A 12477-nucleotide genomic window follows, 5' to 3' on the forward strand; every position below is an offset into this window, starting at 1 on the left:
GAAGTAAAACAATGAAAAATGTGATATCGCTTCGTGAGGTAGTGGACTGTGATGCGTTTTTGAAGGAGAAGTGCTTAAATTTCAGGATTCATCTGCGGGATGCGTGCGGAAAACAGTCCTGTTGGATTGAGCCTTTGAGTGAGTGTGGATGTGACGGACAGTACGAGGAGCTGTACGCGGCTTTGGAGGAATTCTTTGGAAAACTGCGTTACAAGCTGGAGTACAGCGACGATAAGCTTAATTTCTGGCTTTTCAATGAATAGGAGCAGCAGGCCATGAAATCGCGTTATAAGGGAATTGTGTTTATCGTATGCTCGGCGTTCTGCTTCGCGCTGATGAATTTGTTTGTCAGGCTGTCGGGAGATCTGCCGTCCATTCAGAAAAGTTTTTTCCGGAATCTGGTGGCATTTTTCTTTGCACTCATTCTGATGAAACGGGATCACGTGGGCTTTTCCGGTAAGAAGGAGAATCTGTGGCAGCTGATTCTGCGTTCCACGTTCGGTACCATCGGAATTCTCTGTAATTTTTATGCGGTGGATCATCTGGTGCTGGCAGACGCCTCCATGCTTAACAAGATGTCGCCGTTTTTTGCGATTCTGTTCAGCTTTCTGATTTTACAGGAAAAGGTAAAGCCGGCTCAGGCAGTCATCGTGGCGGGCGCATTTGCCGGAAGCCTCTTTATCATCAAGCCGTCTCCTCTCAACATGGAGCTTGTACCGGCTCTGATCGGGCTGCTGGGAGGCATGAGTGCGGGAGCCGCCTATACCTTTGTGCGGTCGCTGGGGATCCGTGGGGAGAAGGGGCCGTTTATCGTCTGTTTCTTCTCCGGATTCTCCTGTCTGGTGACGCTTCCCTACCTTCTGGTGCGGTTCCATGGGATGACGTGGGCACAGCTGGGATTTCTGCTGCTGGCAGGCCTTGCGGCGGCGGGCGGCCAGTTTGCGATCACCGCGGCGTACTGTCATGCCCCGGCCAGGGAGATCTCGGTCTACGATTATTCCCAGATTATCTTTTCCGCCGTACTGGGCTTTGTTATATTCGGCCAGGTACCGGACCGGTTCAGCGTGTTGGGGTATGTGATGATCTGCGTGATGGCGGTGGTGATGTTTCTTTATAACAACAGACGGACGCAGGCGCACACCTGACGCAGATATCAAGCTTCCGCATTGCCATAGCTTTATTCGGCACTGCGAATGAGGGGAGCGTACACGGCAAAGATTCAGGATGAGGTAAACCGGATTTTCCCCAATCTCTTCCACCGCGTTTTCAACGTCACTCTTCAGGCTGTCCAGGTAATCTGCTTTAGGGACAACTCCAAAGAGCGTATCCGCCGTTTCTCCGTAAAGGGTGATGCCAGCCTTCCTGATTATGGTGAAATGAATATCCTTTATCCCTATGTGTTCGCGCTGCAGAATGGGACGGAATTGGATTATGGAGCTGTTCAGGCAAGGCAATTCGATGCGAAGTGTCCGGATGGCGGAAGAGTGTGCGTTCATGGAGAGGTAGTGGAGTAAGGCGGTATAGGAAGCTCATCATTGATTTTACAATAGAAAATATATCCAAATTTCAGCATAATAAAACGATAATAATAATCAATACTGATTATTGACTTTTCCAATCCCTGGATGCTATAATGTTTTTGCAAGTTAGATGCAACTAACTTATAATTTCCCTATAAATGAACCATATTACTTATGGATAAATTGGCAGAAAGGAGACATAAAAATTATGTCATTAATTGGAAAAGAAATCGGAGAGTTTAAAGTACAGAGTTTTGTAAATAATGAATTTAAAGAGGTAACGAAGGAGGGTGTGCTGGGAAAATGGGCTGTATTTTTCTTCTATCCTGCGGATTTTACCTTTGTGTGCCCGACGGAGCTTGAGGATCTGGCGGACAAGTATGAGGACTTCAAGAAGATCGGATGCGAGATTTACAGCGTCTCCTGCGATACTCATTTCGTGCATAAGGCATGGCATGACGTTTCGAAGACCATTAAGAAGATTCAGTATCCGATGCTGGCGGATCCGACCGGCACACTGGCCCGTGACTTCGATGTGATGATCGAAGAGAATGGCCTGGCGGAGCGCGGTTCCTTTATTATCAATCCGGAAGGCAAAATCGTGGCCTATGAAGTGATCGCCGGAAATGTGGGCAGAAATGCCGATGAGCTCTTCCGCAGAGTGCAGGCTTCCCAGTTTGTGGCGGAGCATGGCGACGAGGTTTGCCCGGCTAAATGGAAACCGGGTGCTGAGACGTTAAAGCCAAGCCTGAACCTGGTTGGGCTTCTGTAATATGACTGGGCAGTATGACGTCATCGTCGTGGGAGCGGGGCCGGCCGGATTATCGGCCGCCCTCTACGCGGCGAGGGCAAAATACCGGGTCCTCGTCCTGGAAAAGGAGAAAATGGGAGGACAGATTACCATTACATCGGAGATCGTCAATTATCCCGGCGTGGAGAAGACGAACGGCACCGAGCTGACGGAACAGATGAGAAGACAGGCGGAAGCCTTTGGCGCGGAATTTGCCATGGCGGAGGTTAAGGGGATCGATCTGGCCGGGGAGATCAAGACGGTGAAGACTGACAAGAGAGATTATCAGGCTCCCGGCATCGTTCTGGCGGTGGGAGCCAATCCCAGAAAGCTGGGTTTTGCGGGCGAACGGGAATATCAGGGGCGCGGCGTTGCCTACTGTGCTACCTGTGACGGTGAATTTTTTACGGGAATGGATGTCTTCGTCATCGGCGGAGGATTTGCGGCGGCGGAAGAGGCTGTATTCCTGACGAAGTACGCGAGAAAGGTTACGATCATCGTCCGTGAGGAGGATTTCACCTGTGCGAAGGCCGTAGCGGACAAGGCGAAAAATCATGAGAAGATCGAGGTACACTACGAAACGGAGATTTTAGAGGCGGCTGGAGACGGACTGCTTCGGCGCGCTCGTTTTAAGGACAACGCATCCGGGAAGGAGTGGAGCTACGAAGCACCGGAAGGAACCTCCTTCGGGATTTTTGTATTTGCCGGATACGTCCCGGATACGAAATGGCTGAAGGGTTTGGTGGAGCTGGATGGACAGGGCTATATCATCACCGACCGGGACCAGAAGACGAGTGTGGATGGCGTCTACGCGGCCGGGGATGTCTGCGTAAAGAATTTGCGTCAGGTGGTGACCGCTGTCTCGGATGGAGCCGTGGCCGCGACTTCCCTGGAACGGTACGTTTCGGAGATATACGAAAAAACGGAGCTGGCCGGATGGAAAGCGGATATAGAAGAAAAGCGGACAAAGAATGTGGAACATGCCTCGGTTTCTGGCTTGAACGATGGTGTATTGATTACCGGGGAGATGAAATCCCAGCTTGCGGACTTATTTTCCGGGCTTCAGAATAGAATAGTCGTTGAGGGTGTCCTCGACGGCAGTCCCATGGCGGATGAAATGGAGCAGTTTCTTGAAGAACTCGGCGATATTTCGGATATGGTGGAATGCAGATCCCGCCGTGAATCGGATAAGGGCAAAGAGGATGAAGAGTATCCGGTGCTCCGCATCATAAAGGAGAACGGAGATGAGACCGGGATTCGCTTCTATGCGGTTCCGGGCGGCCATGAGTTCAATTCCTTTGTTCTCGCAATCTATAACGCGGCCGGGCCGGGGCAGCCGATTACGGACGAAGAGAGAACCCGGATCGGGAAGCTGAAGGGACCGGTGAATATAAAGATTGCGGTCTCCCTGTCCTGTACCATGTGTCCGGCTACGGTTATGGCGGCGGGCAGAATCGCCGCGGAACATGGTGGTGTGGAGGCGTGGGCCTACGATCTGGCCCATTATCCGGAGATGAAAGAAAAGTATCAGATTATGAGTGTGCCGTGTACGATCATCAATGACAGGAAGGTGGTATTCGGCAGAAAAACAGTGGATGATCTGCTGACGGTTCTGGAGGAATCCTAAAAGGAACGGGCAGATGAAAGGAGAATGAATATGGACTATCTGGAAATAGAAAAGGTTATCGGACGGGAAATCATTGACTCAAGGGGAAATCCGACCGTGGAGGCAGAGGTATGGCTCGCTGACGGAACCATCGGAAGAGGCGCGGCGCCGAGCGGTGCGTCTACCGGTGAATTTGAGGCTCTGGAGCTGAGAGATAAAGATAAGAAACGTTTTGGCGGAAAAGGCGTCAGGAAGGCTGTCGAAAATATCAATACGGTCATATCCGGTGTCCTGACAGGCATGGATGCGTCGGATATTTACGCGGTCGATCACGCCATGATCCAGGCGGACGGAACGAAGGACAAATCAAAGCTGGGCGCCAACAGCATTCTGGCGGTCTCCATCGCCTGCGCGCGGGCCGCGTCCATATCCATGGGAATCCCGTTATACCGTTTTCTGGGCGGAATCTCAGGAAACAGGCTTCCGGTGCCGATGATGAATATCTTAAACGGCGGCGCTCATGCGGCGAATACCGTTGATGTACAGGAATTCATGATTATGCCGGTCGGCGCTCCCACATTCCGTGAGGGACTCCGCTGGTGTACCGAGGTATTCCACTGTCTGGCGTCTATTTTAAAAGAGAAAGGCCTGGCTACCTCTGTCGGTGACGAGGGTGGTTTCGCTCCGGACTTAGGAAGCGACGAGGAAGCCATCGAGCTGATCTTAGAGGCGGTAAAACGCGCCGGATATGAACCGGGACATGATTTCGTTCTGGCTATGGATGCGGCTTCCAGTGAGTGGAAGAGCGGAAAAAAGGGCGAGTACCTGCTTCCGAAATGCAAGAAGCATTTTACTTCGGAGGAACTGATCGGACACTGGAAACAGCTCTGTGAGAAGTACCCGATCTGGTCCATCGAGGACGCTCTCGACGAGGAGGACTGGGAAGGCTGGAAGAAGCTGACGGCCTCTCTGGGCAGCAAAGTACAGCTGGTCGGCGACGACCTCTTTGTAACCAATACAGAGAGACTGAAGAAGGGAATCGATTCCGGATGCGGCAATTCCATTCTGATCAAGTTAAATCAGATCGGCTCCGTGTCGGAGACGTTAGAGGCCATCAAGATGGCTCACAAGGCCGGATATACGGCGATCGCTTCCCATCGTTCGGGTGAGACGGAGGACACGACCATTGCAGACCTTGCGGTGGCTCTTAATACGTGCCAGATTAAGACAGGCGCGCCCAGCAGAAGTGAGCGTGTGGCGAAGTATAACCAGCTTCTCAGAATTGAGGAAGAGCTGGGCGAGACGGCTGTTTACCCTGGAAGAAATGCATTCTGCATCAAGCGGTAAAATGCGGTCAGTAAATTAGAAAATAAAGAGAACGGCTGACAGAAGACATCTCCTGATTCCGATAAGACGGAATGGAAGAGGCGGCTTCTGCCTGCCGTTCTTTTTATGGATCGTCCTGATGAATGCGGCTGAGTGAAGGCTGCATCTGCATTTCAATGTGACATTTGCCGCAGACTATGGTAAAATGAAAGGAAAATTGGTTGAAATACAGAAGTTGGAGGCACTATGGTCTGGATTTATCGCGCTTTTTTTGAACCGGGGACAGGGGGCAATAAGAGGGAGACTGAGCATGAGCAGGGACTTTTGCTCCTGCGGAGAGCCTTAAGGGAACAGTATGGGATTGATTGTGGTGATAGCCGGAAACCGGATCTGAAGGAGGGAGCGCACGGAAAGCCATACTTAAGGGAGTATCCGCAGATTCAGTTCAATATCAGCCACTGTATGGGACTGGCCGTGCTTGCCGTCGGGGATTGCTCCGTGGGAATCGACGTGGAATATGTGCGGCCGTACCGGGAGCCGCTTTTAAAGAGAGTGCTTTCTGAGGCGGAGCTCCGACAGATGGAGGCAGTGGGAGAAGCCGGGCGGGAGGAGCTGTTCTTCCGGTTCTGGACTCTGAAGGAAAGCTACGTGAAGGCGGTGGGATGCGGTATTACTGTGCCTCTGCAGGACATTTCCTTTCAACTTGGTGATGACGGGGGAATTACATGTGAAAAGACCGGATGGAAGTTCCGTCAGTGGATTCTGGCAGGGGGGTATGTGTTATCGGCCTGTGTATCGGGGGATGTGGAAATTCGTCTGGCAGAACAGGAGGAACGGCCTTGAACGGTGAGAAAAAGGACTTGCGTTACAGCAGAACGGACAGGCTCCTGCAGGAGGCATTTTTAGAGCTTTTGAAGGTCAAATCCGTCGATCGGATTACGATCAGGGATTTGACGGAACGGGCGGGGATCAACCGCTGTACGTTCTACCACCATTACCAGGATGTCTATGATCTGCTGGAACAGATCGAGGATGGGGTCATGGAGCACGTGCTGGAAATGATGCGGGGCTTCCATCCGAACCGGGAAGAGGATGTCAGCCGCCGTTATTTTGAGTGTTTCTGTCAGTATATCTATGAAAACCGGACCGTATACTGCGTGCTGACCAATGGCCAGGAGAGCCGGTTCATCAAAAAGCTCCTGAAAATGATTTCGGAATACATGGCGGGATTATCCGGGAAGGAGAATGACGGCGACAAGCTGAGCCGTGAGTATGCGGTTGCCTATTCCATCGGAGGTGTGGTGGGCGTCCTGCATAAGTGGATGAAAGAGGATTTTGAAAGCCCTCCCGAGGTGGTGGCCGGATTTATCAGCAGCGTATTTCTAAATGGGATGAAGGGTATTCTGTGAGAATAGTAGAAGTCAGGAAAGAAGAGGTTTCGGGAATGATACTCCCGAAACCTCTTCTTTCAAGTATCTGCATTCACTCATACGCTGCAGAAGCGTTTGTCTTTTGTGACACGGCGTAATGTTCGATATAGTGCAGTGCATCTCCTACCGTTGTAATCTCAAGTAAGTCACTGATGTCCATCTCAATCTGAAAGTGTTCTTCGATGTCTCCGATCATCGCTATAAAATCCAGAGAGTCAAATTCTAAGTCTTCAACGAAGCGGGAATCTCTGGTGATGGATTCCGGGCTGACATCCACATACTGGGTGACGAGTTCCTTTAACTGCTTATACATATTCATTCCTCCCTGATCCGCCGCCGGAAACTGTCCGATGGTTTGAATTTGAGTCCAAGTTTAAGCAGATTTCCTTCAAATATCAAGCAACAGATTGGAAAAACTGTTGCTTAAACAACAGTTTTTGGAAAGTGTTGCATATTGTCTCCCCAGAAAATGATCCTGACGTAGAATAAAGAGTCCGGTTCCCCTGTGTTTCATTCCTATTGACTGAGTACCTCTGCGTTGATGCCCATAATTCTCAGATGTCCGTCTTCCGCTAAGGAAAAGAAGAGACCGGGTGATCCGGATTCGCTGCCTACGAAGATGCCTGCCTGTGACGGTGTCAGACGATCGGGATCGGCACCGGCGACCGCCTGAAGCATGGCGTCTGTAAAAATGTCGTCCTTCTGGGCCTTCAGACCGGCGGCATCCATGACATCCAGCCCCTCCGTGTTGGCTTCTGTCGTCACGTAAACGGGATAGGCGCAGAGCCGGGTCAGCGCTTCGATATCGCGCTCTGAGAAAATATGCTGAATCTGTTTGGCAAAGCCTTTATAGTCCGATTCTTCCAGGGACGCGGCCTGTCTGCCGGGGACTTCGGTATTTGCGTCTGCTTGGCGGGGGCTGTCGGAGTCTATGCTGTCGGAGTCATCGCTGCTGGAACTGCCGCTGCCAGAGCTGCCGCCGCCGGAGCTGCCGCCGCCGGAGCTGCCGCTGTCGGACTCTCCGGACCTCTCCTCGGACTGATTCTCCGCAGACATGCGCTGAGTCATCAGCTGTATCTTTTCGGCGGAAGCACTGCCGTTTCCGGCCTTCTTCACTTCCGACTCCCTTAGATCGATCGTCACCTCATCTCCGGCCAGCAGATCTCCCAGTTTTATTTCCGTCAGTTCTTCTGTGTCGACGCCGTAATAGTATAACTGGGCGTGGGAGCAGTCGATAAAGCAGCGTTCCCCGAACAGGGAATCGCCGCTTGCGCCGCCATTATCCGCATCCTTCACGTAAAGTCCGTTCCGGCCTTCGTCGGTTTCCAGAACAATGGCATTATTGCCGAGATGGAGCGGGTCTTCTTTAGGCTGGCAGCCCGTCAGGCACAGCAGGGCAACAGCGGCCGCAGCGGCAGTCAGTAAGCGGATATTTATCATGGGGCAGATTCTCCTTTGTAATGACAGGTTTGATCAGTTTATCTGATCCGTTACCTTCATTTTAAGGTCTGTCCATACCGATGTCAACCGAAGGTTTTCGGGAGGACTGTTTTAATGGGAACCGGCTCTCTGAGATCATGAGTCCGGCCAGCGTCAGCACGATTCCGCATATGGACTGCCAGGTGATGACCTCGTGCAGGAAGATTAAGGAAGTGATCACCGTAATCACCGGAACCGCGTAAATGTAGACGCTTGTCTTTACGGAGCCCAGTGCCCGTACCGCGAAGTTCCAGGTGACAAAGCAGAGCGCGGAAGCGCCGAATCCCAGGAAGAGAATATTGAGCGCGTTCTGCATCAGCATGAAACGGGCCGGAGCGATCCGGAAAGGCAGGAAGAACAGCGCCGGGACCATGAAGAGGAGGCCGTAGAAAAAGGTTCTGCGGGTGCTCTCGATGGTTCCGTACCCATAGCTTCCGATCTTTTTCGTGAGTATGGAGTAGGCCGCCCAGGTGATGGCCGCCGCCAGGGCCAGGAAATCTCCTTTGGGGCTCAGCTGTACGCCGGTATCCTTTTGGAAGCTTAAGAGGGAGATTCCAAGCATGGCCGCCGCGAAGCCGGTTAAGAAACGGCGCCCGGGCTTTTCTCCCTTCATGAACAGCCAGTCGAAGAGGCTGGTGAAGAACGGGGCCACGGAGATGATAATGCTTACGTTGGCTGCCTGGGTCAGGGTCAGCGCGAAATTTTCCATGAGGAAATAGAGGGTGACGCCGCAGAGGCCGGCCGCTGCGAAGAGCAGCTCCACTTTTCTGTCTCCGGTATGGAGGAGGCGGGGGGCTGCGATCCACAGCGCTGCGTATCCGATAAAAAAACGGAAAAACAGGATTTCCAGCGGTGTAAAGGATACGAGCAGAACCTTGGTTGAGATAAAGGTGGTTCCCCAGATGAAGATGGTGACGGCGGCCGCAAGATGGCCCGTCATGTTAGACTTTTCTGACATTTGTTTATTCCTCCGTGCCGGCGGTGGTGTCCCTGCCGGATTCTGTAAATATTTTCTGATACTGCTTCGGAGTCAGCCCTGTGAAATCCTTAAAAAAACGGGTGAAATGACTCTGATCGGTGAAACCGGCCCTGGCGGCCGCGTCGATGGGAGGTACCGCCTGCTCTAACAGCTTCTTCGCCTCTTCTAAGCGGATGGACTGGAGATAGCGGTACGGGGATACTCCCGTCTGCTTTGTAAAGGTATGGAGCAGCCACGATTTGCTCAGATGAATCTGTTCGGTCAGCTCTTCCAGCGTGATATTTTCGGAATAGTGTTCCTTTAGATATTCACACGTATCGGCGATGGCGCTGTCCAAAAAGACTCCGTTATGCTCTTCGTAAGGAGCGCTGTGCTCCTTAAGGATCTGCTCCAGCAGGAAAAAGAATGCTTCCTCTTTTTCAAAGGGGGACGCGTCGGTTACAATGGCATTGTAGACGTCGGCCAGCGATGTGGTGATATCGCTGTGATAGACTACATTTACGGTGAATTGTGGGACAAATTCTTTTCCCGTGATGTCGGCGGCCGCTTTTTTCATGACAGGCACGGGTATGTTTAACGCCCTGTAGTCCAGCAGCTCTCCGTTCATGGGAGAACAGAAGTGGTTGTCTTTGGGATTAAAGAGAATTAAATCCCCCCTCGACAGATCGTACTCGGATTCGCGGCACCACAGATGGCGGCAGCCGCCTTCTATAAAGCCGATGACGTAGCATTCGTGAAAATGATTGGGGAATTTCTGTACGATACCGCTTAGCTGGTATGCCTCGATACCGAGACAGCTGTCATAGAATATATGGCGTTGTTCCTGAGATGTTGTCATGGCGTGCTCCTTTCAAACTTTTTTGATTTTATCACAATAAAGTAAAAAAGTCTTGTATGATGTTGCAAATCGAGGAGCCAAAATTCCTTAACTTTACAGGTTTACTTATGAAATCCTGAAAAACTGGAAAGAATTCTTAGAAAGACAGTGACAAAAGATTGAAAATTTGAGAGTAAACGGTAATATGGAGGAACTGCACATGAAGACCATGACAGATAATTTTATGATTTCTTTTTTACAGCGATTTGACGAGCACCCGTTTGATGTGAAGCTCCATGGGAAAACCCATCATATCGGAAATGGAAATCCGACCTTTGTGGTGGATTTAAAAGAGGATATCGAGGGGAAAGAGCTTTTGACGAGCACTTCCCTGGCGCTGGGCGAGGCTTATATGAAGGGAAATTTAGAGGTGGAGGGGGATTTGTTCGAGGCTCTGGACTCATTTTTGGGACAGATGGACCGATTTTCCACAGACCGGTCCAAATTAAAGAAGCTGATGTTTACATCCCAGTCAAAGAAGAATCAGGAGAAGGAAGTCACCTCCCATTATGACATCGGCAATGATTTTTACAGCCTGTGGCTGGATGAGACCATGAGCTATTCCTGCGGTTACTTTAAACATGAGAGCGACACCTTATACGAGGCGCAGTGCAATAAAGTGGAGCGTATCCTGGAAAAACTCTGTTTAAAGAAGGACATGACCCTGCTCGATATCGGATGCGGCTGGGGGTATCTGCTGATCCGGGCTGCAAAGGAGTACGGTGTAAAGGGGCTTGGAATTACCTTAAGCCACGAACAGCAGAAGGAATTCGAAGAGCGGATCGAAAAAGAGGGATTGACGGGACAGATTGAAGTAGCGCGGATGGATTACCGCGAGCTTGAGAAGAGCGGCAGACAGTTCGACCGGGTGGTCAGCGTCGGGATGCTGGAGCACGTGGGGCGGGCTAATTACGAGCTGTTCGTAAAAAATGTGGATTCCGTGTTAAAGCCGGGCGGGCTCCTTCTGCTTCATTATATCAGCGCGCTCAAAGAGTATCCTGGGGACCCGTGGATCAAGAAATATATCTTTCCGGGCGGCATGGTGCCGAGCCTTCGGGAAATAATCCATTTATTCGGTGACTACCGGTTCTACACCCTGGATGTGGAAAGCTTAAGACGCCACTACTATAAGACCCTGCGCTGCTGGGAACAAAACTTCAGCGGCCACAGGCAGGAGGTGGAGGAGAAGATGGGGACTGAGTTCGCGAGAATGTGGGAACTCTATTTAAGCTCCTGTGCCGCGACCTTCCACAACGGTATCATTGACCTTCATCAGATCCTTGTCTCCAAGGGTGTAAACAACGAGTTGCCCATGACGAGATGGTATTAACTGGAAATGAGGAATTCTCTCAAAAAAGTGGTTGCATTTTTAGTTGGCATATGCTAATATATATGCAGTTAGCAAACACTAACTACATGTGAATATTCTATACTGTGAGCACTTAGTGAGGTTTTTCACGAACTTAGTGCGAGCCATACCTGAGTACTTAACGAGGTTTTTCACGAGTTTAGTACGAACGTATACATTAACCCTCTGGGTTTTCCTTCATTGACCCGTGAAGGAATCATGACTCCTATGAGAACCGCCTCTGTTACCGCATGACAGAGGCGGTTTTTCATTTCGCGGGAAAGTTTGTACTATGAAACAAAAAGCCCTCACCAATGCTGTTAATAATATGGATTCCGCATATAAAAAGTTCTTTAAAGAACATACAGGATTGGATTTTGAGAGTGGGAAGGTCAAACTGCCTAAACTAAAGGAAGTAAAAGCAAAACTGCACAGGAGATTTTGGGGGGCAGATAAAATCAGCGACAGTTTCCCAGGTGCCGAGAGGCAAATAATATATTAGCGGAAGGGTTACGGCAAATAGCGTAAAACAAACAAAATAGGGCAGGAACTGCCCGAATTAAAGCTTGTGGAGATCGTAAGCTGCGAGAGTGCTGTGTGCCAGTGGCAAACATTTAGCACGGACCAAAACGGAGTGTAGATTAATGAGGCAAGAAGTCCATTAGCTTTAGACAATGGATAGTTCACTCTTGTGTATTGATATGCAGAAGAAATAATGATAAAATAGTGAATCAGTATGAGAAAGCAGGAATTGATTGCAGATATTCAGAAAGGAACGGCCAGAAAGGATAGAACCAGAAAGGATGGAATACAGATGAAAAAGGTACTGATGATGATTCAGGAATCGTGCCCTTACTGCCGGCAGGCATTGCGCATGATGGATGAACTGAAAGCGGAGCGGCCGGAGTTTAAGGCAGTCGAGGTGAAAATTGTGGATGAGAACAGGGAGAAGGCGTTTGCAGATTCCCTGGACTACTGGTATGTACCGACGTATTTCGTGGATGGAGTAAAGATGCATGAGGGTGTGCCGACCGTGGACAAAGTGCGGAAGGTTTATGAGAGGGCGCTTGACCTGTGAGAGGAGGCCGGGAAGCGGGGAAATTTGCTGCTGACTGAGCGATC

At 50.6% G+C, this 12477-nt stretch carries 15 protein-coding genes; 11 read left to right on the forward strand and 4 right to left on the reverse strand.

Going from position 1 to position 12477, the window contains the following annotated elements; translation table 11 throughout:
• Nucleotides 1–11: 11 nt before the first annotated feature.
• The 8 genes from H8S75_RS02505 to H8S75_RS02540 all read left to right on the forward strand — a co-directional run bounded on the left by H8S75_RS02505 (nt 12) and on the right by H8S75_RS02540 (nt 6651).
• Nucleotides 12–263 (forward strand): RDAC family protein, encoded by a 252-nt coding sequence (locus H8S75_RS02505; protein WP_187019077.1) that lies wholly within the window; start codon nt 12–14, stop codon nt 261–263.
• Between the two features lie 12 nt (nt 264–275).
• The gene (locus H8S75_RS02510; protein ID WP_187019078.1) at nt 276–1145 is read left to right on the forward strand and encodes a DMT family transporter; all 870 of its coding nucleotides are present in this window, start codon (nt 276–278) and stop codon (nt 1143–1145) included.
• 150 nt (nt 1146–1295) lie between these two features.
• Nucleotides 1296–1514 carry a hypothetical protein gene (locus tag H8S75_RS32575; RefSeq protein ID WP_432764172.1) on the forward strand — a complete coding sequence of 73 codons (219 nt, stop codon included), beginning with the start codon at nt 1296–1298 and terminating at the stop codon, nt 1512–1514.
• Nucleotides 1515–1728: 214 nt separating this feature from the next.
• Complete coding sequence (ahpC, locus tag H8S75_RS02520) at nt 1729–2292, forward strand: alkyl hydroperoxide reductase subunit C (protein WP_187019080.1); 564 nt, start codon at nt 1729–1731, stop codon at nt 2290–2292.
• Between the two features lies 1 nt (nt 2293).
• Entirely contained in the window at nt 2294–3937 is a 1644-nt protein-coding gene (locus tag H8S75_RS02525; RefSeq protein ID WP_187019082.1) for an FAD-dependent oxidoreductase, read from the forward strand.
• Between the two features lie 30 nt (nt 3938–3967).
• Complete coding sequence (gene eno, locus H8S75_RS02530) at nt 3968–5263, forward strand: phosphopyruvate hydratase (RefSeq protein WP_002603423.1); 1296 nt, start codon at nt 3968–3970, stop codon at nt 5261–5263.
• Between the two features lie 225 nt (nt 5264–5488).
• Nucleotides 5489–6085 carry a 4'-phosphopantetheinyl transferase family protein gene (locus tag H8S75_RS02535; RefSeq protein ID WP_187019083.1) on the forward strand — a complete coding sequence of 199 codons (597 nt, stop codon included), beginning with the start codon at nt 5489–5491 and terminating at the stop codon, nt 6083–6085.
• Complete coding sequence (locus H8S75_RS02540; RefSeq protein ID WP_187019085.1) at nt 6082–6651, forward strand: TetR/AcrR family transcriptional regulator; 570 nt, start codon at nt 6082–6084, stop codon at nt 6649–6651. The genes H8S75_RS02535 and H8S75_RS02540 overlap by 4 nt, the downstream gene beginning before the upstream one ends.
• A gap of 73 nt (nt 6652–6724) precedes the next feature.
• Here H8S75_RS02540 and H8S75_RS02545 read toward each other — a convergent pair whose 3' ends face one another.
• From H8S75_RS02545 to H8S75_RS02560, 4 genes are all read right to left on the reverse strand, one after another.
• A complete protein-coding gene (locus tag H8S75_RS02545; protein WP_187019087.1) occupies nt 6725–6985 on the reverse strand; it encodes an acyl carrier protein in 261 nt (86 codons plus the stop codon).
• Nucleotides 6986–7188: 203 nt separating this feature from the next.
• Nucleotides 7189–8112: a hypothetical protein gene (locus tag H8S75_RS02550; RefSeq protein ID WP_187019089.1), complete on the reverse strand. Its 924-nt coding sequence runs from the start codon at nt 8110–8112 to the stop codon at nt 7189–7191.
• 61 nt (nt 8113–8173) lie between these two features.
• Nucleotides 8174–9109, reverse strand: coding sequence for a DMT family transporter (locus H8S75_RS02555; RefSeq protein ID WP_187019090.1), 936 nt, complete (start codon nt 9107–9109; stop codon nt 8174–8176).
• A 4-nt stretch (nt 9110–9113) separates the two neighbouring features.
• A complete protein-coding gene (locus tag H8S75_RS02560; RefSeq protein ID WP_187019092.1) occupies nt 9114–9968 on the reverse strand; it encodes an AraC family transcriptional regulator in 855 nt (284 codons plus the stop codon).
• A 199-nt stretch (nt 9969–10167) separates the two neighbouring features.
• Here H8S75_RS02560 and H8S75_RS02565 point away from each other — a divergent pair, with 199 nt between their 5' ends.
• The 3 genes from H8S75_RS02565 to H8S75_RS02575 all read left to right on the forward strand — a co-directional run bounded on the left by H8S75_RS02565 (nt 10168) and on the right by H8S75_RS02575 (nt 12433).
• The gene (locus H8S75_RS02565) at nt 10168–11337 is read left to right on the forward strand and encodes an SAM-dependent methyltransferase (RefSeq protein WP_187019093.1); all 1170 of its coding nucleotides are present in this window, start codon (nt 10168–10170) and stop codon (nt 11335–11337) included.
• Nucleotides 11338–11647: 310 nt separating this feature from the next.
• Nucleotides 11648–11857 carry a hypothetical protein gene (locus H8S75_RS02570; RefSeq protein WP_349768850.1) on the forward strand — a complete coding sequence of 70 codons (210 nt, stop codon included), beginning with the start codon at nt 11648–11650 and terminating at the stop codon, nt 11855–11857.
• 234 nt (nt 11858–12091) lie between these two features.
• Entirely contained in the window at nt 12092–12433 is a 342-nt protein-coding gene (locus H8S75_RS02575) for a thioredoxin family protein (protein WP_243270154.1), read from the forward strand.
• The last annotated feature ends 44 nt before the right edge of the window (nt 12434–12477 follow it).

This window comes from Hungatella hominis (assembly GCF_014288005.1).
In the GTDB taxonomy this organism is placed as follows: domain Bacteria; phylum Bacillota; class Clostridia; order Lachnospirales; family Lachnospiraceae; genus Hungatella; species Hungatella effluvii.